Below are 23625 nucleotides of genomic sequence, written 5' to 3'. Positions count from 1 at the left end.
ATTACGACATCCCGCCAACAGCGGGATGTTTTTTGATTGGAGGTGGTCGTTTTCAGACTCACTGGTCGCAATTCAACCTCCTAGATTCCTTTCATATTTGGCATCCCGGTTTGGCTTGTTGTGTCGGCCAGCACAATTCGCCCGCTTCGGCCTCCGTACCACGGACTTGCTCACCGGCGCCCCAGCCTGCCCACCAATTCTGAAAGAGTTCTTAAGGCGAAGGGACGTCGTTTCTTACTTCTCACTTAGCGACCGGTTGGTCCATCGAGATTGTAAGCGCACCCGGTGGTCTCTGAACGCAGGGGCCGCGAAATCTGATTGAAAATCTCCCCAAAAATCGGGAATTAAATCACATCGAAACGGGCGGCAATCTATCGGTCGGGTGTGTAGTGCGGAGTGCGAATGGCATAGAATAGAAAAGGTTGCTTTTCTTCCTCCAGCCATTCGAATTGCCATGCACTTGATCTTAAGACTTACTGCTTGTGTTGTCTGCTGTCTCCTGTCGCTGACTGCTTGTGCCACCTCTCCGCCCAACATTGTGGTGTTTCTTTCCGACGACCATACGTTGGCAGACTCGTCTCTGTATGGGGCGATCGACCTGGACACGCCCAACATGCGACGCGTTGCAGAGCAGGGGATAACGTTCGATCGAGCCTTCGTTGCGTCGCCTTCATGTGCTCCGAGCCGAGCTGCACTGCTAACTGGTCTAATGCCGGCGCGGAACGGAGCCGAGTTTAACCATGCACGCCCCAAGCCGGCAATTAAGAAGCTGCCGGCCTATCTTCACGACCTGGGCTATGAGGTCGTTGCCTTCGGCAAGGTGGGGCACTATCGCCAAACGACGCAGTACGGATTCGATATCGCGAAGTTCTTCAACTACCACGAAGACCAATGCGTCGAGGAGGCGCTGAAGTGGCTTGAAGCCAGGGATAGCGACAAACCTCTTTGCCTGTTCGTCGGCACCAACTGGCCGCATGTGCCCTGGCCACAAGCCAAAGACATTCGCGCGAAGGATATTGAGATTCCCTATCATCACGTCCGCACCCCTGCCACGCGCAAGGCGCGGGCGAAGTACTATCAGGCGATTCATCGCATGGATCGTGAGCTGGGGCAGGTGTTTGATGCCGCCTACGCCAAGTTGGGCGACAACACGCTATTCCTGCACACCAGCGACCATGGCGCTCAATGGCCCTTCGCCAAATGGAATCTCTACGACGAGGGGATCCGCACCCCGATGGTTGCCGTATGGCCGGGACATATTGAGAAGAACGTGCGGACGCCGGCCAAGGTGTCGTGGGTCGATGTATTGCCAACACTCGTCGATGTTGCTGGTGGCGAGACTCCCGACGATCTCGATGGCCGGTCGTTCCTGCCGGTGCTTGCAGGAAAGGCAGAGACGCATCGCGACCTGATCTTTGCCACCCATTCAGGTGATGGCAAGCACAACGACTTTGCCTCTCGCACCGTCCGAGGCGACCGGTTCAAGTACATTCGCAATCTCGAGTCGGATCACGTATTCACTTCGCATGTGACGAACGTCGTGGCCGACTCCCCTTACTGGCCAAGTTGGGTCGAAAAAGCCAAGACCGACGACCATGCGGCAGCCGTTGTACATCGGTACCAACATCGCGTGCCCGAGGAACTGTACGATCTGGCTTCGGACCCGAAGGAGCTGCGGAACCTGGTGGACGATCCCGCCTATGCATCAGTACTGGACGAGATGCGGCACTCGCTGGACGAATGGATGGCGGAGCAGAACGACCAAGGAAACTAGCCTGCGGGCCAGGTGGCAACTTACGCGGGCCTAGGGTTTCGGGTAGACCTTCGCGTCTTTGGCCCAGGCTTCCCAAATTGCAGCCAGTTCGTTGACTTTCTCCGGCATCTCATCGGCCAGGTTGTTTGTTTCGGTGCGATCGGCCTGCATGTCATAGAGTTGCCAGCGATCCTCCCGAACTCCTTGGCGTCCAGCCACGCCTCGCCCGACGAGTTTCCACTTGCCATCTCGCAGGAAGGCATTATTCTCATGCTCGATGCAGATGGGAGCAGATCTCTCCAGCCGCGATCCTTGGAAGGCGGGACGTAACGAGACGCCACTGCCGGGCGGGATTTCGTGTCCTTCGTACTCCGTCGGATACTCCGCGCCGGCGACATCGAGAATGGTCGGCATCACGTCGACCAGTTGCCCCGGGGTGGTGTACCAGTCGTTCTGACGCTTGATTCCGGCCGGCCAGTGCATGAAGAAAGGTGTCGATGTCCCTCCTTCATGAGCGAAGTGCTTGTATAGTCTGAACGGAGTGCAACTGGCGTTGGCCCAGGCTTCTCCGTACGAATTTGCGGGTTGCTGGTTGCGACGCTCGACATCGTAGAATTCACCCCGCCCGAGAATGCCTCCCTCGGCGCAGGCCCCATTGTCGGACAGGAAAATGATCAGAGTGTTGTTCAGCAAGTCGTGCTGGGTGAGATAGTCGGTCAGCTTGCCCATGTTCTGATCGATCCGGTCAACCATCGCAGCGTAGATAGCCATTTTCAGGTCCATCTCGTCCTGCTTCGCTTCATCGAGGGAGTCCCAGGCCGGAATGGAGTTGGTCCGTTGCGATAGTTTCCACTGAGGATCAATCAGGCCAAGTTCTATCTGGTGTTGATACCGTTGCCTGCGGAGCTCGTCCCAACCAATCTTGTAGCGACCCCGATACTTGGCGATGTCGTCCTCAAAGGCCTGCAAGGGCCAGTGGGGGGCGGTGTAAGCAAGGTACAAAAAGAAGGGTTTCTCCGACTGCTGCTCATGTTCGTCGATGAAACGAATCGCATAGTCGGTAAAGGCATCGGTCGTGTAAAAGGCCTCGTCGGTGGTGCTCTCGGGAGTCTCGATCGCTTCGTTGCCGAAAGTCATTCCCCGCGGGTGTTCGGGATAGAAGAACCGCGTGGCACCGGGAATACAGCCATAGTACTTGTCGAATCCTCGCTGCAGCGGCCAGCGATCCTGGTCGTGGAAGCCAAGGTGCCACTTGCCAGTCATCAGAGTATCGTAACCACTCTGATGTAGTACCTCTGCAATGGTCACGCAGTTGCGGTTAAGGTATCCCTGGTAGGCCGGTACGCGGTCGTCGCGGACGTTGTGTGGATCGTTGGTCATGTGGCCGATGCCTGCCTGGTGCGGATGCAAGCCGGTCATCAATGTGGCCCGGGTCGGACAGCAGCGAGCCGTGTTGTAGAACTGCGAGAAGCGAACTCCACCCGCAGCCAGGGCATCGATGTTGGGTGTGTCGATTTCTCCTCCGTAGCAGCCCAGATCGGAAAAACCCATGTCATCGACCATCACCAGGATGATATTGGGACGTTCTGCGGCCCCGGTGGCGCCTGCGACACAGAGCGTGACGACAAGGATGCAGGTTAAGTTGGTAATCCGTTGGAGTTCGCTTCTACTATGCATATTCGCCTGCCAGTCGGGGGTCGTTCTTTATACTGTCACTACCTGACGAACGTCGTCTGCCGGAAGTGAGTATGTAAGTCGAACTGAATTCTACCATCGGGAGGGTCCGAATCGGATGACTCGACTGCAGCCGGATGCTAACAAAAAGGGCGCACCACACCCGAGTCGTGCCAGTATAGAGTGGAGATGGAGCGATGCCGAACCACAGATGGACCACGATTTGGAGGGAAAGAGCCCCTGGAATTACGGGTTCCTGCACCCGCCTTCGCTGCCTTCAGGTAGGTAAGAAGTGACGTCGAATGGATTCTCGACACAACAACCTAGACCGTTGCAAACACGGCCCATGACTCTTCTTCCTTACCAGACAGGCAGGTCCCGTCGCGGGAGCGTTTCCATGTGGAACTTGATACTGTCGTCTTCAAATTGGCAAGAAAAATCGTTGCTCGGTGGGTGACGACGCCCCATCAGTAGTCCCGCGATTCTCCCGAGAATTGCGGTCGCCTCGCACCGTGGTTGGAGACGCCACCTTTCCGGCAATGTACAATTGACATAGCATCGATTGTGCGGGCGCATTCGTCGCCCAGGCAGCTTGGCACGTGGGGCCAACCATGCCGTCGGCCGCTGAATAGAACGCGGCAGGACCACACGAACCGCGAAAACGACAGAGAAGAAGGCACGCTATGAGTTTCCGCTTCATGTTGATATGCATCCTAACCCTGATCGCGACAACGCTTATCGGTGACCAGGTCGCTGCTCAAACTCCCACCAAGCCCAACGTTGTTGTCGTGTTCATCGACGACATGGGTTGGTCGGACCTGTCCTGTTTTGGTGGCACAGGACCGAAGACGCAACACATCGACAGGCTGGCCGCTGAGGGAGTGCGTTTCACGAACTTTTATGTGAACTCGCCGATTTGCAGTCCTTCGCGCGTTGCACTCACGACGGGGCAGTACCCACAGCGTTGGCGAATCACTTCGTTTCTGAACAACCGCCAGAGCAACGAGCAGCGAGAGATGGCGCAATGGCTCGATCCGCAAGCACCTGTGCTCGCCCGGCAGTTGCAAGCGGCCGGCTATGCGACAGGTCATTTCGGCAAATGGCACATGGGCGGACAACGAAATGTCGACGATGCACCCTTCATCTCCAGTTACGGATTCGACCAGAGTCTGACCAACTTCGAGGGCATGGGGCCCAAGTTGTTGCCACTGGCCATGACGCCTGAATGGGAGAAGCCTCGCAAAATTTGGGGCGACGCCATTCGTTTGGGAGGGCCTCCCGTTTGGAAGCTTCGCTCTCACGTGACCGAGGGATTTGTGCAAACTGCGATCTCGTTCATTGACGAAGCGCAACGTCGCCAAGAGCCTTTTTACGTGAACGTTTGGCCGGACGATGTTCACACCCCGCTCTATCCTCCCCTTGATCGTTGGGCTGATGACAAGCGTGGGCTCTACGAAGGAGTGCTGGACTCGATGGACGAGCAGCTTGGTCCGCTGTTCAAGAGGATTCGAGGGGATAAGGCACTTCGAGATTCGACACTCATCGTGTTCTGCTCCGACAATGGCCCTGAGGACGGGGCCGGTACCTCGCAACCACTTCGCGGGTCGAAGGGCTGGCTCTATGAAGGGGGAGTTCGATCTCCCCTGATCGTATGGGGGCCAGGACTGCTTGCGGATGGTTCCGCCGGCACGACCAATGGCGAGGCGGTGCTCAGTTCGATTGATATCAATCGATCGCTCTATGAGATTTGCGGCGTGGCTTTGCCGGAAGGGGCCGAGTTGGATGGGGAGGACGTGTCGGAGACATTGCTCGCAAACTCCACTGAGGGCCGCCAGGCTCCCATCGTCTGGCGCCGCCCGCCCGACCGACCTGGCTTTGATCAGGCTGGCAAGCAGGACAATCCCGACTTGGCGGTGCGAGACGGTAAATGGAAGTACTACGTGAACTGCGATGGTAGCGACCGCCAACTCTATGACTTGAAGGTGGATGCCTCAGAAACCACGAACATTGTCAGTGGTTATCCCGACGTGGCCGGGCGACTGCACGAACTTGCCATGGAGTGGAACTCGAACATGCCTGCTGACGCAGGTGTGCCGGAACCTCAGGCAGCCGCCAACCAGGACTAGCACCGTCCTCCAGTACGACCGCTCTGTCTTGTGGCGAAGCGGAGTCGAAGTTGATCAGGCCGCCTGCTCGTAGCCCTTGGGCAAGAAGGGCGTTGCACCGTGGTTTTGTTGACGCCTGCCGGGTGTGCTCCGACCACGCTCGACATCCTGCCGAAGTTTCTCTATCAGCATGTCGACGACCTCGGGATGGTCTTTGGCCACGTTGGTGCTTTCCGCTAGGTCCTTTTCCAAGTCGAATAACTGCACCAAAGGCAATTGCTCCTTACGTGCGTTGGCTGGAGTGGGGTTGCTCCACCCGCCGGAACCAGGGCAGAGGGCCAACTTCCATTTGCCTTGACGAATAGCAAATGATCCGTTGATCGAATGGTGAATGATGCTGTCGCGCACACCGTCGGTGGTTTGCGGCTCTTGGAGGGCGGGCAGGAAGCTAACACTGTCTTCGCCTGCGTGGTCGGGGAGCGAGACGTCGATCACGTCGGCGCATGTACGCATCAGATCGGTGAGGCAAATAGTTGCATCGCAACTCGTGCCAGGCTTCACTCGTTGGGGCCAGCGCACCACAAAAGGTACTCGATGTCCACCTTCGAAAATGTCCGCTTTGTGACCGCGGAAACCACTGCTCGGATCGTGCCCAAACCGAGACAATTCCTCATAGTCAGCTCGCGGAGAGCAACCATTGTCACTGGTGACCATAACGATCGTGTTCTGCGAGATGCCGGCATTATCGACAGCTTCCAAGATCTGTCCAATCGCATCGTCCGTCTGGAGCACAAAGTCTCCATACGCATTGGTGCCACTCTTGCCCTGGAATTCGGCCGTTGGCAGGATTGGAGTATGGGGGGAAGGAAATGCGAGATAGAGAAAGAAGGGCGGTTCTTTCGAGGCTCGTTTTTCGATGTATGCCACGGCCCGCTTGGTAAAATTTGAGAGCACGTCGCGGTGCGTGAAATCAGCTCCCGTGTCTCCTTTGCGCCAGAATCCTTTCGAGTCCTTATTCTCAGTGACTCGGTCGGGCAGGGAGGTCACTCGATTGTCTTCCACATACACGTAGGGGGGCATGTCGAGCGATGCTGAATGACAGTAGTGGTAGTCGAAACCAATGGCCCCCGGGCCATTCTGCACCGGTTTCGAGTAGTCGATTGCTTGGCTGCCATCGTCCGTTCCAGGCCAATCCCAGCCCAAATGCCACTTGCCAATGCAGGCGGTTTGATAGCCATTCTGCTGGAGCATCTTCGCTACGGTCAGCCGCTCAGGAGAAATCAAATGCGGCGACGTACCATTGAGCACGCCACGCTTCAGTCGCGACCTCCAGGCATATCGACCGGTCAGGACACCGTACCGCGTTGGCGTGCAGACCGACGACCCCGAGTGAGCGTCGGTGAAACGCATGCCTTCGGTGGCCAGCCGGTCCAGGTGGGGCGTTTGCCAGGCTGCGTTCTGGTTGTAGCAGGATACGTCGCCGTACCCGAGATCATCAGCCAAAATGTAGACGATATTCGGATGGCGTTGAGCTTCATGGGCAGGCTCTACCGCCGCGGCGAAGCTGCCTGCTAAGGTGCACGCCAACACTATGACAGTACGCATGATCTCGAAGACTCCCAGTGATGCTGATCTTTGACTTCGTCCGGCATCGAGCGCGTGGTGGGGAGGCACGCTGCATTTTTTGCCAGCCCCCGCAAGCCCAGGCTGGACCCAGCGCATTATAACTGCAATCGCAACGACTGGGGGGAGGGAGTCCGAACTCACGTTCAATGTTGTCGTCGGAGCAGTCGCCCCCAACTACGGACCGGGTAAGCTTGGAGAAGGCCATGGTAAACAAGCAGAATCCTCGTCGCGTGTTGCGGAGTCTTGCACGTTTCTGCGCGAAGGGTTGCCAAGCCAAACAAAGCCAGGCTTTGTGGTTCGGGCACGTGCAGTCCAATGTTCGGGAAGCTGCCCAGTCCTTGGTCGGCTTCATACTCGTTCCTGAACAAGGCAAAGTCGATGAAGTTGATCCGACCGCCCCCTCCGTGAAGAGAGGGCGAATGTCGAACCTATCGATAGCGCGGTCGGTGGGTACTGTGGCCGCCGGGGTGTCGACGACTTACCACAACCTCGACTCGCATGGGGAACAGGATCAACACAGTGAGCACTCCGCATCGCTCGACCATGACCTGCAAACGCCGTTCAATGGCCATCCCCCCCATACTCAACAACCATCGGTGCGAAAAAGCTAGCGCGTGAGCAAGGCTGCGCCCTCTTCTGCTCGGTAGTTCGGTGGCACGACTGTATGGATTGTGCGGGAGGCAAAAGACAGGCTTCCTATGGCGTTTCCGATTTCCCAGTCCCCCATTCGGGGTACGCGAGCTAGAATTCTACGGTTCACCATTTATGCTCCCTAGAGGGGACCATCGAACAGTAAGGCGCAGTCGATGTCGAAGCGGTCGTATTCTCAGTCGCGGCTACCTCAATTGTTCGAATGGTGCGAAGAGCACACGCGGGCTGCACTTCTCCTGTCTGTTGGCATTGCTTCCCTGGTGGCGGCGGTCGATTTACTGACCGGCGACAGATTCCCGCTGATTGTGTGCTACCTGCCTTCCATCTTCCTGCTTTGTACAGTCGTTCGACCAGCCGTCGCATACTGCGCGGCTGCCGTCTGCTCGTCGGCATGGATGATTGACGACGTGGTGGTGCTCCAGATGCATAGCGTCAGTCCGCAAGGTTTGTGGATAGCTTCAGTGCATTTTGTATTCTTCACCGTGATCATCGGCATGCTGTTTAGATTGCGAGTTGCCCATGAACGGGAACGGCTGTTTGCTCGCACCGATGCCTTAACCGGTCTATCGAACTCCAAAGCCTTTCGCGATACAGCCGAGCGGGAGTTGGCGCGTTCTAAGCGGAACAACGGCTACTTGGCAGTCGCATTTATCGATTGCGATAACTTCAAGGCCGTGAACGACACATTGGGACATCGTGCCGGCGACGAACTGCTAAAAGCCATGGCCGAAACAATGGAGTTGAATATTCGCAAGATGGACACCGCTGCCCGAATGGGCGGAGACGAGTTTGCAGTCCTGTTGCCAGAAGCCAGCCTGGAGGAAGCAGAACTGGTGATCTCCAGGCTGCGTGAAAGTCTGCTCGAGCGAATGCAGCAGAGCAATTGGCCGGTGACCTTCAGTATCGGGGTGGCTGTTTACCAATCGCTGCCCGATTCGATCGAGGATATGATCCATGGTGCCGATCTGCTCATGTATGAAGTCAAGCAGAACTCGAAAAATGCGGCCACCTTTAGACTCGTCGCTTAGCATGGTGGGGTGACGATCCTTCTCTCGCTGCAATTGGAGTGCTATTTATGCCAACGGGTATGCTAGAATCGCCCGCACAGTTGGCTCTCTTTCCGCTAACGAGAATTGCAGTTTAGGGTGAAGTCCCAGCTTGCTGGCTTGCAGAGTACTTGCGGTAACTGCTGCAGTGTTCGACCCGATGAAGAGCTAGACTCCATTTCAGTCATGATGCGGAGCAAGTGAAGTGCGTGAGTCCATCGTTTCCGAAGTCAACCGGGTAAGGGTTGGAGTCCTCAGCCGGATCTTCGTGGAAACTGCTCTAGCCGCGCATCTGGTCGTTGTATCCTTCTACTGGTGGTTGAGTCCAAAAGGGTTTCCGCTTACTCACTGTCGATTCTGGCTGAATACCGCTGTTCCGTTGGCGGTCATGCTATGTCTGCTTGCTTCCCTCGTGGCAGCGTTGAGGCACCAACACAAGATTCCGGCCATCAGCCTTGCAGGATGTGCAGCCGCATGGGGGGCATTGGCTCTAACCGGGCGTTTGCTTTTTCCAGTTAGCCTGGAGCGGCTGTGGCTGGCGGGTGTGTTTCCCGCGGTGCTACTACTTGTTGGAGGCATCGCCATCTTTCGGGTGGCTCAACTCAGAGCAATGGTCTGGATATCGGCCGTGATCGCTGGTGGGGCCATCGGGGCTTTTGCAGTTTGGGCACAGGTGCCTGCTCGTCCCAGTACAAGGCCCGCCTCCAGCGTAACCTCCGGTTTGTCGGAGGTAGATCTATCGTCGCATAATTCGCCACTGGTGCAGCTTGGGGAGGGAAACAACTTTCATCCCGCCATGGCGGAACTCTCGGCAGAGTGCGGTAACGCAAATCTTCATATCTCTCCCTTGTTGACCTTTGACCGTACGACGCAAGACGGTTTCTGGTCGATACTCGCACCGCTCCGAAACAGTGATCGGAAGGTCAGCAGTTGCATTGTCGATCAGGATGGTTGCCATTGTGCGTATACCGACGGATCGTCCATTCGGATAGATAAGCCGAATATCGGTGGGCGAGTGGAGCTCAAGGCGTCCACGATCGTGAAGCAAGCAACGTATTCTCATCTGAATTCGTTCTGCGTCGTCTCTATCACCGGGCACCGAGACATCTCTCTCGCATTCTCTCCCTGCGGAGACACCCACATCGACGTACTGCCTGCCGATTATCCCACAGGGCGGCCCGCACGTTTTGCGTATTTAGACGCAGACAGTACATTCCGCGTCGTCGAAGCGAGTTCTGGCGAGAAAGGACCGTTCCGACTGTTGGCTTCAGGGCCCATGCGGGATGGCGCCCCCCTCGAATTAGTGGTCCGCGACCATCGCCAGCAGATCGCTACGGTGGTTCTCGAGGATTGGTCGTCGCAGCTCAGTACGGCGATTTCGCCCACAGCGGGATGGGGTGTGCCTGTCAACGCAATCGAGTTTCAGCGGCTCGGGTCACGCAAAGACTCAGAGATTCAAATCTGGGTAACGCTGGCTGCAACTTCGGTGGGGCGCGGTTGGGAGTGCGTAGGTCACCGAAGCGGGACCTATCGAAACCACATCTCCATTCGCAGAAACCCGCCGGCGACGGGGGCCATGCCATAGTTTCGACGCGGAGGGAGAGAAGTGGGCCACTTCGAGTGACTGCTGGTGTAGCCGGGCCCCTGCGCTTGCTACTCCCTACCCGATTCCAGCGTCACTTGGGCCGGCTCGAGTCCTTCGGACTCCACGCGAACAGTGATCGTACCGCCGAGGCCTTCCTTGGGTCGAATGATGGCCATCGCTTTGCCTGCGAACAATTGAACCTGTGAGGAATGGAACGACTCCATCGAGGTCGGGTCGCCATTAGCGGTTGCTTCCAAGGTGCCCGGGCCTTGCACGGAGATGCTCACTTTGTTCTCGGCCAATTCGTTAAATACGCCGTTCTCGTCGACGGCTCGGATGGCGATGAAGACCATGTCGATGCCATCGGAAAGCACTTCGTTGCGGTCGGGCGTGAGAGCCAGTGCGCTTGCTGGTCCGGCAGTGCGGAGGATTTGTTCGGCGATCTCCTTGCCATCATTGTAGGCCACGGCCCGCAGTTCACCTGGCTCGTACCGCACATCATTCCATCGCAAGCGATAGTCATACGTCTGCTGGAAGTAGGATGACTCTACGGCCTCAGAGTAGGCTCGCATCGTCTCGATGGAGGGTTCGATGCCGTCGGCCAAAGGCCCAAACTGCAATCGCAGATACCGTGCGGAGCTGTCTAGCTGATGGATAGCCTCCTTCACGCCACCCCACTTGGGGTGCTGGCTCGACTTCTGGTCGACAACGGTGGTCCAATCGTGGCCATCGCGAGATACTTCCATCGTGTACTCATAGTTCTTCGACTCCTTCGGAAACTGAATGGCAACGGACCGCAGAGGGCGAATCTCTCCGAGATCGGCCGTCAGACGTGGGGCAGCATCGGACTGCTCGGCACACCAACCTTGCGGATCTACATCGACAAGCGAAGTCAGGGCTTCCGAATTTGAAGAACTGACTTTGATGGTTGCTGATTCGATCAGGTTGATCGGCTGCGGAGGGGCCTCACCTTTGTTACGAACGCCGAGCGACTTTCCGTTGAGGAACAACTCAGCCGAATCACCATTGGTGTAGACCATTACCGGCACCCGTTGGCCTTCGTGGCCCGGCCAATTCCAGTGAGGCGCAATGTGCAGGGTCGGGGTGTCGGGACGCCACACGCTGCGGTACAGGTAGAAGCGATCCTTGGGGAAACCTACCAGGTCGAAAATACCAAAATAGGAGCTGCGTGAATCCTGCTCGAATGGCGTGGGTTCTCCCAGGTAATCGAACCCGGTCCAAACGAACTCGCCCGCCAGGAACTTGTCACGCTTCAAGCGATGGAACTCGATCTCCGGAATATCGGCCCAGGGAGCCGCCAGCAATTCGTAGGCCGAGAGCTGCCCATCGGTTCCGTAGTCGCATTTGTCACTGGGCAGCGGCAGGCGGTACTGGCCACGACTACTCAAGGCCGAGGCTGTCTCGCTGTAGATTATGGGGATCTCTGGGAATGCCCGGCGGAACTTGTCATACCGCTGTTGGTAGTTCCAGCCCACGACATCAAGGTCCGCAAGGATGTCGGTCTTGGCCGTATCGGGAATATGACAGCCAATCCCCACCGGCCGGGTGTCGTCATGACGCAAGAATTCTGCTCGTGCCAGGCGGACGCGATCGCGCGACTTGCCTTCAGGCGAATGAGGTTGATTGCTGATCTCATTGCCGATCGACCACACGACCACTGAGGGATGATTGCGGTCGCGGCGAATGAAGTTTTCGGCGTGTCGAGCAACGTACTGCTCGAAGGGGGGATTGCCATCGTGCCGTCCTGCCGTTTCGTCCCATTTGTCGAACAACTCGTCCCACACCAGGATGCCCATCTCGTCACACAAGTCGAGCAGTTCGGACGCCGGCGGGTTGTGGCTGGTGCGAATGGCGTTGACCCCCATGTCCTGCAGCAGTTCGAGTCGCCGCCGCATAGCACGCTTGTTGAATGCGGCCCCCAGAGCGCCCAGGCCGTGATGCAGGTTCACGCCCCGCAGATTGACGCGCCGACCATTCAAATGGAAGCCATCATCGGCTGTGAACTGAAATGAGCGAATGCCGAATGTTGTGTAGCGACGCTCGACTACCTGGTCTTGCACGCGTAGTTCCGTGACGCAGAGATAGTTGTTCGGAGTATCCACATCCCAGAGAGCTGGTTGGTCGATGGTAAACTCGTGTGCTACAGAAACGCGCTCTCCCGCCGCGGACACTTTGGCCATACGCCGACGGTGAATCTCTGCGCCACTCGGCTCGCGAATTGTCACCTCCACGTCCACCGGTTGGTCGATCTTCAAGAAACTATCGATCTCGTTCGAGACCTCCACGGTCGCCTGCTCGCCAGCGATGGCGGGAGTGGTGATTTGCGTCCCGCCATGTGCCAGATGGACCGGCGGGCTGACCACCAGGGAGACGTTCCGGTAGATTCCCGCCCCCGGGTACCACCGCGTACCGTGCCGACGGTTGTCAACACAAATAGCAACGACATTCGCCCGGCCGAACTGAATGAAGGGAGTGATATCTATTCGGAACGGGGTGTAACCATAGTCCCACTCACCGGCCAGTTTTCCATTCACGTAGACCTTTGGAGACGACATGACCCCGTCAAAATCGAGGTAGACCTGCGAGCCTTCGTGACTTCGATCGACCGTCATCCACTTCCGATACCACCCAATGCCTCGCCAGGGCAGTTTTCCTGCATATCCGTGCTCATCGGGATCAAAGGGGCCAGCAATGGCCCAGTCGTGTGGGGTTCGCACGATCTCCCAGTCGGTATCGTCACAAGTTCGCTCCTGGGCGTCTGGAACATCTCCCAGGTGAAACTTCCAGCCGCGATTGAAATCGCGCGTCGTACCCTGTGCACTGGGGGTGACTACACCGATCCCGGTGAGGACTAGCATCGCGAGGTGAAGGACTGTCCGAGTGTGAAGAGAAGTGATGTGCATCGCCTTGCCTGCTGAGTTCAATCGGTTGGGGGAGCTCCCGGCACCTGCTTCAAGCGACATTCTACCGCGTTGCCTGCCGAATCGAGCAAGAGCTGAAGTTCATCGCGAATTCCATCGCCCGGTGGTTCGACACGCATTGTCATCGACTTTCGTCCAGGCAAGTGAATTGTGGCGACAGATTTGTCGTTGGGCTTGCCGTACAACACCACGTCGAGGTGCGACCAGTCGATATCTCCAGTATGCTGGGCGAGTTCGGCGTGTGCGAGTAGTGTTCCCTCCGGGACCAGCACCACGATTGGAATTTCGCCGGCGGTGATCGGATGCCAACCGGGGCCTTCAAAGGCGTTCCCGGTCTGGTAATCAACCCAGCGGCCCGGCGGCAGGTAGACGTCTCGAGATTCCGTGTCAGCAAACAGCGGGGCGACCAGGAGCTTACTGCCCAGTAGATACTGATCATCGATCAGCCAACTGGTGCGATCGTGTGGGTACTCAACGAAAAGCGGCCGCAACAAGGGCAGCCCTGCTTCGGAGCTGGCAGCGGCCTCCGACAACAGATAGGGCAGCAATCGGTAGCGCATGGCGATAGTGCGGCGAAATAGATCAACAAACTCGTCGTCTATCAGCCACGGTTCGCGTGGCGGAGCGCCATGGCAACGAGTGTGCGAACTCAGCGCCGCCATGGCGAGCCAGCGGGCGTAGAGTTCTTTGTCTGGCGCATTGACGAATCCACCGGCGTCGTGGCTCCAGTAGGTAAAGCCAGACAGTCCGAACGATAGCCCCGCTCGCAGCGACGCCGCCATGGCCGAGTAGGAGTTTTCGGCATCGCCGCCCCAATGCAGGGGGTAACGTTGGCTTCCGGCCCAGGCGCTGCGTGCCCAGATTAAACGTTCGTCGGTGGTGTCGTACGTCAGGTCGGACACCAACTGGTTATATCTAAGCGGATAAAGATTGCGTTCGTACCATCCAGTTCGCCCTGAGGCATAGAGCCCGTCGAGCGGAGCGTCCTCTCCAAAGTCGACCTTGATCACCGCCACGCCTAGCCGCAGGAGATTGCGTATCTTCTCCTGGTACCACTCGACCGTTTCCGGATTGCTGAAGTCGAGTACTCCGTCTTCGGCGGGAAGCTTCCCGTTTTGGCTCTTCACGAATAGACCCGCCTGGGCTGCTTCCTGGTACAGCGGATTCTTGGGCGTGAAGTAGGGAAGCTGCCAGAGCGATAGGCGAAGCCCCTGATCGCGCAGGTCGCTGATCATCTTCGCGGGATCCGGGAATCGCTCGGAGTCAAACTCAAAATCGCACTGCCAGTCTTGCGAGAACCAACCCGTGTCGAGGTGGATAACATCGCAAGGGATCTGATACTCACGCAGCTTGGTGGCGACATCCCGCAGCTCAGCGGCGCTATTGTAGGTGATGCGACTCATCCACAGGCCAAACGACCAGGCCGGGGGCATGGGACTGCGGCCCGTAAGGCTCGTGTATTCGGCCAGGATCTGTTTGGGAGACCCCACAAACAGGAACAGGTCGAGCGTTTCGTCCCCTGTGTACGCGATGTTGGTGCCATCGAATTGCTTGCCAAAATCGAACGACACCGGCGTGCTAGTGTGAACGAACACGCCGTAGCCCGCGCTTGTCATGTAGAAGGGAATAGGTTTGTACATCCGCTCCGATTGGGCTCCCAGCGCATCGCGTGTCATCGCAATGACACGTTGCCCTCGCTTATTGAAGCGGGTGAACGACTCGCCACAACCGAAGATCTGTTCGTCGTACTTCAAGGTCGTGGCGCAGGCGAATAGGCGGGTCAGGTCCTTCTCGCGTCGAATGAACGAAAATGGCGTCGACGGCGTAAACGACGGCGGGTCGTTGAGCGATCGTGTGCGGGTGAGCTCGTTTCCCAGTGCGTCGCAGAGGACTATCCGCCATGGATCACGCTCGATGCGAAGTGCAGCCGACGACGTCGATAGGGTGATGGCTTCCTCCGACTGCGACACCTGCGGGGCCTTGTCAGCGGGAACCGGTCCGGCGAGCATCAGCGAGGGAGTGCGATCTACATCGATAGCCCGCGAGTGGAAACGCAGGCGAAACGTCCGAGGGCTCACCACCGATACTTCGAAAGGCAGTTGGGGATCGCGCTCGTATTCACTCTCGGGAAACTCGGTGCTGGCGCCTCGTACCAGCGGAAAGTCCAGCTTGTTGAACGACAAGCTGGGCTGACGCACGTAGCGCTGCCACTCGATGTGTCCGCGGCCAGTCGAGGCGTCGAAGTCGGCTAGCCGTGTTCCAACAAAGTGGACGTTGCCGAGTTCGCGAAACTCCTCGGCAACGTCCACGCGGTCTCCTAGGCGATGTTCCCCCTGTGAAACATGCGTAAGGACCGTTGAAAGTAATGCAGTCAGCAGGCCGCCTGTCTTCAAAAGCCAAATAGGCGAAGAGGTGTTCGTCATTGGTACGCTGCTAGTGCGGTTTATATTCGGCCAACGCGAGTGGTAATTGCTGAGCAGGATCGGTAAGAATCAGCAAGCCGGCTAGCGAGGCGTCGCGGCGATGCCGTACATTGCTCGTGCTTCACGTCCTACTCGCATCGATCCAAGCGTCATTGTCTCGCCGGCGGCACAAGGTCGTCGCCAGACCGAAAATGTGTTGTCAATGCTCTCCGCTGGGCCTTCTGCCACGGTGAATGTCGGATTCCCTCCCCAGGCATCTTCATCCAGCCCAATGTCGAAGCCGGTATCTTCAAATTGACTTGTCAACCAGTCCGGAAGCTCCGACCGATCGTCGTAAATGATGAACAGTGTGGCGTCAGCAGCGAACTCTACCTCGATCGATAACTCGTTCAGATAGCGATAGTCATTCACGGTGCGAACGTAATCGGCACCCAGCAGCAGCGGCGGTATACCTTCGCTCGTCAGGCCATTCCATTGGTGCGGATGATCAACGTAGGCGTGCACATCCTCATCCAGTCCTCGGGGGATCACTTGGTAGTAGCTGACGCTCTTCGTCGCGCCGAGGTTGTCCCACACCGCGGCAATCACACCATCTTGGCTATCGGGTTCGAGTGTCGACCAACTGTCGTCGTTGGCTTCGCCATGCACCTGGAAAATCCGTTCGATCTTCCCAATGCGGTTGATTCTGGCGGCCTCGCCTTGTGTCAACCGACGGGCGAACTGTTTATCGGCCGTGCCCAACGACTTGAGATCCACCTCGCCTTCGAACACGACCACGTCGGTATTCGCATCCCCAAGCTTGGCAACGCCAAACCTGGTGCCGAGGTCCACCACTTCGATATCGGAAGTAGTAATGGTAAATCCACGCGCCCAGCGAGGGACATCGGCCGTGGCCTGACCTCGCACCAGTTCGACCAGCATGTCCGAGTCGAAACGGCATTGCGTTGGACCACGAAGCGACATTGTCACTCCGTTGGATAGCTCGAGCGATAGTTTACCTGAGGTGATTTCCAGAATGCCTGCAGTAATCTTCTGATCCGGCCCAATAGCCGTGCAGCTGGCGCCAAACTCCACGTTGTTGGATGCCAACACTTCGCCCAGCGTGCGGGGCGCTGTTTGATTGAACCATGAGAACGCCAGCAAGCCTGCCAGCGAAGCTGCCACCGCGACTCCGACTGCAAACTTCCAAGAGCGACGGCGAGCTACGCGGGTTGGTGAATCGGGAGAGCAAGCTGCTGTAGTTGCCTCATCCGCCTCATGGCTGCCCACGGTGACATTGGGGAGGCTGGGGGAGAAGGACCACTTCAACAGCGCATCGGTTTGCAACTGATCGATGACTAGTCGGGCCAGCTCTGGATTTTCGTCCAGCAATTGCGAAAACTGCTCGCGTTCCTGGTCGCTGGACGATTCCTCCAGCACTCGGTCCAATGAGTGCATCAGTTGAGCATCTGCTCCGTTAGTCATGATGAAGCCTCCGAAGCCATGCGCCGCTCGATGCAGCTGCCCAAGTCCTTACGCAGACGATACAGACGGCTGGATATCTGATCCGCAGTTGCGTTTAGACGAGCCGCTAGTCCCTTCACCGAAACGCCGCAAGTATAGCGCTCCTGCAGGAGCGTTCGCTGCTCATCCTTCAGGTGTTCCAGGCAACGAGTCAACGCCGAGAGCCGCCCATCCGCTTCTAACGGATTGTGGTCCATCGAAGCGGCCAAGGAGGACACAAACTCGTCGGACAGCAGCAGCCGCGACCGGCTGCGTGTCTTGCGAAAGGCAAGCACACGGTTGTAGGCGAAACGCAGCGCCCAAGGCAGGAACGGCCGCGATTGATCGTAATCGTCCTTATGAGCCCACAGATCGACGTTGGCATCCTGCACGACGTCGGCCGTAGCCGAATCGCCAGCCATCAGGGTGTGGGTATAGACGTACAGATCACGCTGGTGGGAGGTTAACAAATCGACAAATCGCCGATCGCGATCAAATGAGTCGGTGACTTCCATGGTAATTTAAAAGTCGGTTCTCTATGCGGCAAGCCGAACTCGGCGTACTTGATTGCTGTCGAATTATAAGTACTGAGCCCATTTTCGGAGAATCTGATGTTAAAAAGGTTTTTTTCGTCAGATTCGCTTCGGAGGGGCTCAAGTAGAAATGAGTGCCGGCGCAGGGCTGTTTGAATCTGCCAGGCGGCGTGCACGACTCGAACTTTTCTACAACCCAAGAAACCCGGAGGCGGAAAACCGGAGGACTTCGCGGAGCGACCACTACCACTCCGCGAAGAAACAGGCGAATCTTAGCGAGCGCTAAAGGTGCTCGGTGGTGCCAGAGGGCTCTTCCCTGTGCAAAGCGGTAGTATTCTCTCTTCCTTGTTTCACTTCTTTAGAGGTGTGGCTCATGACTATCAATCGTTGCTGGCGGTCGACTGCGACTGTCGCTCTCCTGGTGTTCGCAGCCGCTTCGGCATCGGCTCAGACCACATTGTTTACCACGGTTGAAGATTTCACTGACTGGGAAAATTCGACCACGCAAGACAGTGTGGATCTCGACGGTTCCAGCACTAATGGCCTGGCCGGCGGAGGAGTCGCAGGCACGGCCGGTTCGCTGGCGCTGCTGCCTAGCAGTAACTACAACTTCCATTTTTCTCCCGGGCAGCAAGGCAATGCAGAACTCGTAAGTGCATTGGGGATAGGGGGCGAATTTGTGTTCGAACACGATTTCCCAACGCCACTGCAAGCTGGCAGTTACTTTCAGCTCGGTGTTGGGCTGAACTACAACGACCACTTCGATCAACTGTTCGGTGCGACGGTAGACAACATGGATGGCACGTACACAACCACGGTGCCCTACACCTTTGATGGAATTCCGGCCGACGGGGGCTACCTCCAAATTGGAATTATCTACAACGCCGAGCTTTCGGGTGTGGCGGTAACGGTAGACAATATCCGTGTCCAGAACACGGTGCCCGAGCCGGCGACCATGGGGTCCGTATTGTTGGGGCTGGTAGTCATGGGCCTGGGGTGGCGCAAGACTCGCTAACGCTAGGACTCAACGGCGCACCGGATTTGGGTAGATGGTGCGATCAAACAGGGGGACGGCAAGGCAGGGGAATGCCGTCCCTCTGATTTGAAATTCGAGCGAGTATAGCTGATCGACATTCTTTGTTGGAAACAGGGTCGGGTTTAGAAAAGGCGAGTTCGAGTGGGCGTTTGCTTCGATCCGAAGAAACGTCAGGCGACCCGCCGTAGGCAGGAATTTTCCATGAAATGCTGTATGTCCATACTGCTGCTGAGCGTCTCAGTGGCCATTGCAGGGTCGGTCCAAGCCCAAGTCTTGATTGACTTCAACGACCAATTCGAAGGCCCAATCAATCCGTCAGAGAACCCGCCGTTGGTCTATAAGTTCGAGGGTCCGACGGGCAACATAGGAACCCCTGAATACAATCTCGACTTTAGCCACGCGATTGTCGACACGGGTGGAGGCAATCTTGCCTACCAGCAAACGTTTGACGGTACGGGCCTCGACGTGATGGTCGGTCTGTTCGAACCGCCTTATTTCTACTACGTGGGGGGAGGCGGTGGCTTCTTTACCCCCAGTGACAGTGGCATGACCGGCCTTGGTGAAGACGATCCGCGGAACTACACGTTCTCGTGGGATGTCAATGTGGTGGGCGAGATCGTCGACGTCCCGATTTACGTCGGTTTTGGCCAGTACGATGCCGACTACGAGGCCACCTACGGAGTTGATATCACGGGAGGCGAGAATGGCGAGCCGGATGGCGACATGCTCGACGGCGCAGACTTGTGGATCATTGGCGATGTTCCCGTCCAGATCGACACCTCGGTCGATGGTTTTCAGACATGGTCGATCAATTTGGCGGATGCCGTTGCCGTTGGCAACGGCCCCACGGCAATCGACGGGGTCGCCGCCGAGAACATCTTTTTCGACAACGAGAACACCCTTTACTTCAATTGGTATTTCGGCCACACCGAATTCGGCTTCGATGGAGATAACTCGGTAACGTTCGACAATATCATCATTGATTTCAACGAGGTGGTTGTCGGTGCCGGCGACTACAACGGAGACGATGTCGTCGATCTGGCGGACTACACGATTTGGCGCAATAACCTTGGCGGAGATAACAACGCCTTATTGGGCAATGGAGACGAAAGCGGCGGCAGTATGGGAGTGGTCGATGCTGCCGACTACGAATACTGGAAGGCCAACTTTGGCAGAGACTATACGGGACTGATGACGGGAACCGTCGTTGCTGCAGTTCCGGAGCCTGGTGCCGTTGCGTTGGCAGTGCTGGCCGCAACCTTGGTCGGCTTGTGTTGCCGTCGAACTTCGTTTCGCGGCTGAATCGTATCGCGAGATCTGACGACTCCGTCCAGCCGGTCGACGTAAACAACTGGGCTGGCCCGGCGGACCTAGAAGCGAGAAGGCATGATGCGAAAGGCTTTCACTTTAGTTGAACTGTTGGTGGTCATTGCCATCATTGGTATTCTGGTTGCCCTGCTCTTGCCGGCGGTACAAGCTGCACGCGAGGCCGCCCGGCGAACGCAGTGCAAAAACCAGCTCAAGCAAATCGGCCTCGCCATTGCCAATCATACCGACACCTACGGCCTGTTTCCTTCGGGCGGGAGTCGGTATGGCGAAGAGCGTCTCGAATGGTACGTTACTGGCAGCAAGGCGTACGCGGCCCCTCGGCAGGGATGGTCGTGGGCCTACCAGATTCTAAGCTTCATGGAGCAGGAAAATCTGGCCAATCTTACCAGCAGCGAGGCAGTTGCCGCCACGGCGGTGCCAACTTACAACTGTCCCTCGCGGCGAGGCCCCACGTACTTCAAAAACCCAGCCTCCAACTGGCCGCCCGCCTACCTGATTGACTATGCAGGGACTCAGCCAGCCACCCGCAGGTCGAGTGATCCGTTCCTGGCCAACAGTTCGAGTCTGTATTTCAATGTTCCCGAGCACGTTGCCGCAGGCACCTACACCCGAGCCCATCAAGCGTTCTGGAGTCCAAGTGGTACGGGCTATCCAGACCCGAAGAACTATGGGGTATTCGATGGGGTGATTATCCGCTCGCCGTACAAGCGAACCAGCACACCCGGCGCCAATGAGGGTCCCGCCACACTCGAACTTCTCAAAGGGGTTCCGAAGAAGGTAACCTATGCAAAGATCACGGATGGTACCAGCAAGACGATGGTGATTGGCGAAAAGTGGGTATCCGTCGATCGGTATCAGCCCAGCGATACCAACTACGGGGCCTCCGATGACCGGGGGTGGATTGACGGCTGGGATCCCGACACCATGCGTACCACGGCTTGGCCACCTCAGCCCGACTCGCAGGACAATCGCGGCAATGGCGGGACCGGTTCCGATCAGGATTACATGTTCGGTTCGGCTCATTCCGGAATCTTTCAGGCCACCTTTGCCGATGGTTCGGTCCACTCCATTGCCTACGACATCGACATGACCGTGTTCAACAGCATCGGTACACGTAATGGCGATGCCTTGAACGAAACGGTGGTGATGGAAGGTGTCGACTAAAGCAGCTATCGATAAGGCCAAGCCCGCAGTGATGTATCGTCCTTCCTCTTTCGTACGTGGCGGGCATCGGATCGCCACCTGGATGGATTTGTATTCCTCCGTGGTGAATGGCAGCGAGAGATGAGACGGCACCGATACGCGGCCATGTCGGGGGTGCTGGTTGTAGCCTTTCTATTGACGCCGATACGGTCGTCGGCACAGCTGCAAGCCAACCTTTCGGTGGATGCAGGAAACAGGTTGGCCACCATGCCGACGACGGGGCTCGGCATCCATACTTCTCCTTACTACAACAGCTTGACCCACGCCAGCCTGGACGACCGACTGGAAGAGGCCGGCATCACCACCTTGCGATACGGTGGTGGCGGATACGCTGATGTCAATCATTGGTCCATCACACGTGCGGCGTGGGAGAACGGCACCTCCGAAGCCGGAGGTTGCTGCGGCGGTGGCCTCACTCCCTGGTTTGGCGACGCCAGCCAGTATGGCTACGTGGGGGGAGGCTCCGATTTTGCGAACTTCGTGCGGTTGCTCGATCGCACATCCGGCAGTCAGGCCGTGGTGACGGTGAATTACGGATCGGCGCTCAAACTCGTACCCGATGCGTCGAAGCCAGCCGGGGTCGCATCCGTCGTACCTGATTTTGGTGGTCAACCGAAAGAGGCGGCCGCATGGGTCGCCTACGCGAACTCCGATGCGTCTCTGTACGGCACCGACGACGACATCCCCATCGGTACCGACGAGCAGGGCAACGATTGGAAAACGGCCGGCTACTGGGCGAGATTGCGTGCTTCCACGACTTTGGAATATGAAAGCTGGGCTCAGGCCGATGGCGTCTACGATCCTCTCAACGCCTTTCTGGCCATCGACCGGGACGATCCTGTCGGCATCAAATACTGGGAAATTGGTAACGAGACTTTCGGCACCGGATACTACGAGCAGAACACCAACGGTTACTCGGTCAACTACGACGTGCCCTACCCGCACTACCAGAACAATCGCCAGGGCAATCCCGAACTCTCGCCCGCCCATTACGGTGAAGAGGTGGTTGAGTATTCGCAGCTGATGAAGTCGATCGATCCGGACATCAAGATTGGCGCTGTGTTAACAACACCCCCCGACGACTGGTATTGGGACTACTGGCCGAAGAACGGCGGACCGGACAACCCCAACAACAAGCACTGGAATCCGGAAGTCCTCGCCCAAGCAGTCGCCGATATCGACTTTGTGATGGTGCACTGGTATCCCTACGTGGGCGAAGAGTACGACGACCAAAACAACAATCAACGACACGACCCGGGAGAACCGGTAAACGACGGATCCAGTCTACTGGCTTTTCCGAGTCAGAAGATTCCGCAGATGATCGAAGGTGCCACTGCCGGGGTCGATTCGGGCCGGCAAGCTGGCCTTCGCGATTGGCTCGAGTTGCATGGCAATCCGGATGCTGAGATCATGGTCACCGAGTTCAACTACTTTGGTGGAGTGTGGGATGGCGGCCCGCATCACGCGACGAACTACCGATCGGCGGCCGACGCTTTGTTTGTTGCCGATGCCTATTCCAGTTGGCTGGAAATGGGCGTCTCCAGTGTGCAGTATCTCGAATTGCTGACGAAGAGTTTTCTGGATGACTCTGCCGATCTACAGCAAGGACCTGCATTCCGAGGTGTGTCGCTGGTCGACAAACTCGTCCAGCCAGGGGATGAGTTCGTGCAGAGCAACTCCGACACGGACGACGTACGCGTCCACGCTGCGATCGCCGCCGATGGCTCGCTGGCGATCATGATCCTCAACATGAACCTGGACAATGTCGCACAGATTCAGCTCGACATCTCCGGCTTCTCGCCAGGCGAGCAGGGTATCGCCTTTAAGATGGAAGGTGGCACCAGCCTGCAACAGACGGTGTTCTCCGGCGTCACTTCCACGCTCAATGTCGAGGTGTTGCCGCGCGCGGCCGCCGTGTATGTGATACCATCGCACCCAAAACTAGCAGGAGACTATAACGGCGATGGGCTGGTAGATCTGGCTGACTACACCGTGTGGAGGAACAGCATTGGTCGAGTTGGCGAAGAACTCGCCGCAGATGGCAACGGAAACGGCACTGTCGACACCAGCGACTACACCATCTGGAAGGAAAACTTCGGTATTGGAATGTCAGCAACTAACGTTGGTGAAACAACCGTGCCCGAGCCAGCAGGAGGGATGATCCTCCTGCTGGCAGGCCTGGTGTTTGCAGGCGTCGGCCGGCGCTAAGTAGCTTCCGGGCCATCAATACACAGGAG

At 57.3% G+C, this 23625-nt stretch carries 15 protein-coding genes; 9 read left to right on the top strand and 6 right to left on the bottom strand.

All coding sequences use genetic code 11. From position 1 onward, the window contains the following. The first annotated feature begins 454 nt into the window (after positions 1 to 454). Positions 455 to 1774, top strand: a complete 1320-nt coding sequence (locus NG895_RS13010; RefSeq protein WP_261360894.1) for a sulfatase family protein — start codon at positions 455 to 457, stop codon at positions 1772 to 1774. A gap of 30 nt (positions 1775 to 1804) precedes the next feature. Here the strand turns inward: NG895_RS13010 and NG895_RS13005 are convergent, their stop codons facing one another. Then, positions 1805 to 3430 (bottom strand): arylsulfatase, encoded by a 1626-nt coding sequence (locus NG895_RS13005; protein ID WP_252852939.1) that lies wholly within the window; start codon positions 3428 to 3430, stop codon positions 1805 to 1807. A 680-nt stretch (positions 3431 to 4110) separates the two neighbouring features. Between NG895_RS13005 and NG895_RS13000 the strand changes: the two genes are divergently transcribed. Beyond that, entirely contained in the window at positions 4111 to 5553 is a 1443-nt protein-coding gene (locus NG895_RS13000) for a sulfatase-like hydrolase/transferase (RefSeq protein ID WP_252852938.1), read from the top strand. A gap of 54 nt (positions 5554 to 5607) precedes the next feature. Here NG895_RS13000 and NG895_RS12995 read toward each other — a convergent pair whose 3' ends face one another. Then, complete coding sequence (locus NG895_RS12995; RefSeq protein WP_252852937.1) at positions 5608 to 7137, bottom strand: sulfatase family protein; 1530 nt, start codon at positions 7135 to 7137, stop codon at positions 5608 to 5610. A 440-nt stretch (positions 7138 to 7577) separates the two neighbouring features. Here NG895_RS12995 and NG895_RS12990 point away from each other — a divergent pair, with 440 nt between their 5' ends. The 3 genes from NG895_RS12990 to NG895_RS12980 all read left to right on the top strand — a co-directional run bounded on the left by NG895_RS12990 (position 7578) and on the right by NG895_RS12980 (position 10440). Beyond that, complete coding sequence (locus NG895_RS12990; protein ID WP_252852936.1) at positions 7578 to 7769, top strand: hypothetical protein; 192 nt, start codon at positions 7578 to 7580, stop codon at positions 7767 to 7769. A gap of 234 nt (positions 7770 to 8003) precedes the next feature. Next, positions 8004 to 8837 carry a GGDEF domain-containing protein gene (locus NG895_RS12985; protein WP_252852935.1) on the top strand — a complete coding sequence of 278 codons (834 nt, stop codon included), beginning with the start codon at positions 8004 to 8006 and terminating at the stop codon, positions 8835 to 8837. Between the two features lie 865 nt (positions 8838 to 9702). Beyond that, positions 9703 to 10440 carry an RNA-binding protein gene (locus NG895_RS12980; protein WP_252852934.1) on the top strand — a complete coding sequence of 246 codons (738 nt, stop codon included), beginning with the start codon at positions 9703 to 9705 and terminating at the stop codon, positions 10438 to 10440. Positions 10441 to 10508: 68 nt separating this feature from the next. Here the strand turns inward: NG895_RS12980 and NG895_RS12975 are convergent, their stop codons facing one another. The 4 genes from NG895_RS12975 to NG895_RS12960 all read right to left on the bottom strand — a co-directional run bounded on the left by NG895_RS12975 (position 10509) and on the right by NG895_RS12960 (position 17802). Beyond that, complete coding sequence (locus NG895_RS12975; RefSeq protein ID WP_252852933.1) at positions 10509 to 13319, bottom strand: glycoside hydrolase family 2 TIM barrel-domain containing protein; 2811 nt, start codon at positions 13317 to 13319, stop codon at positions 10509 to 10511. Positions 13320 to 13381: 62 nt separating this feature from the next. Next, positions 13382 to 15691 (bottom strand): glycoside hydrolase family 31 protein, encoded by a 2310-nt coding sequence (locus NG895_RS12970; RefSeq protein ID WP_252852932.1) that lies wholly within the window; start codon positions 15689 to 15691, stop codon positions 13382 to 13384. Positions 15692 to 15886: 195 nt separating this feature from the next. Next, the gene (locus NG895_RS12965; RefSeq protein WP_252852931.1) at positions 15887 to 17269 is read right to left on the bottom strand and encodes a FecR family protein; all 1383 of its coding nucleotides are present in this window, start codon (positions 17267 to 17269) and stop codon (positions 15887 to 15889) included. Beyond that, positions 17266 to 17802: a sigma-70 family RNA polymerase sigma factor gene (locus tag NG895_RS12960; RefSeq protein ID WP_252852930.1), complete on the bottom strand. Its 537-nt coding sequence runs from the start codon at positions 17800 to 17802 to the stop codon at positions 17266 to 17268. The genes NG895_RS12965 and NG895_RS12960 overlap by 4 nt, the downstream gene beginning before the upstream one ends. A 391-nt stretch (positions 17803 to 18193) precedes the next feature. Between NG895_RS12960 and NG895_RS12955 the strand changes: the two genes are divergently transcribed. The 4 genes from NG895_RS12955 (at position 18194) to NG895_RS12940 (ending at position 23596) form a co-directional block, all read left to right on the top strand. Continuing rightward, entirely contained in the window at positions 18194 to 18835 is a 642-nt protein-coding gene (locus tag NG895_RS12955) for a PEP-CTERM sorting domain-containing protein (RefSeq protein ID WP_252852929.1), read from the top strand. A gap of 222 nt (positions 18836 to 19057) precedes the next feature. Further along, positions 19058 to 20158 carry a hypothetical protein gene (locus NG895_RS12950; RefSeq protein ID WP_252852928.1) on the top strand — a complete coding sequence of 367 codons (1101 nt, stop codon included), beginning with the start codon at positions 19058 to 19060 and terminating at the stop codon, positions 20156 to 20158. 87 nt (positions 20159 to 20245) lie between these two features. Next, a complete protein-coding gene (locus NG895_RS12945; RefSeq protein ID WP_252852927.1) occupies positions 20246 to 21349 on the top strand; it encodes a DUF1559 family PulG-like putative transporter in 1104 nt (367 codons plus the stop codon). Between the two features lie 120 nt (positions 21350 to 21469). Further along, positions 21470 to 23596, top strand: a complete 2127-nt coding sequence (locus tag NG895_RS12940) for a dockerin type I domain-containing protein (RefSeq protein ID WP_252852926.1) — start codon at positions 21470 to 21472, stop codon at positions 23594 to 23596. The last annotated feature ends 29 nt before the right edge of the window (positions 23597 to 23625 follow it).

Origin of the sequence: Aeoliella straminimaris (assembly GCF_024054565.1) — a bacterium.
GTDB classification, from domain to species: domain Bacteria; phylum Planctomycetota; class Planctomycetia; order Pirellulales; family Lacipirellulaceae; genus Aeoliella; species Aeoliella straminimaris.
This window is presented reverse-complemented; position numbering and strand designations above follow the sequence as displayed.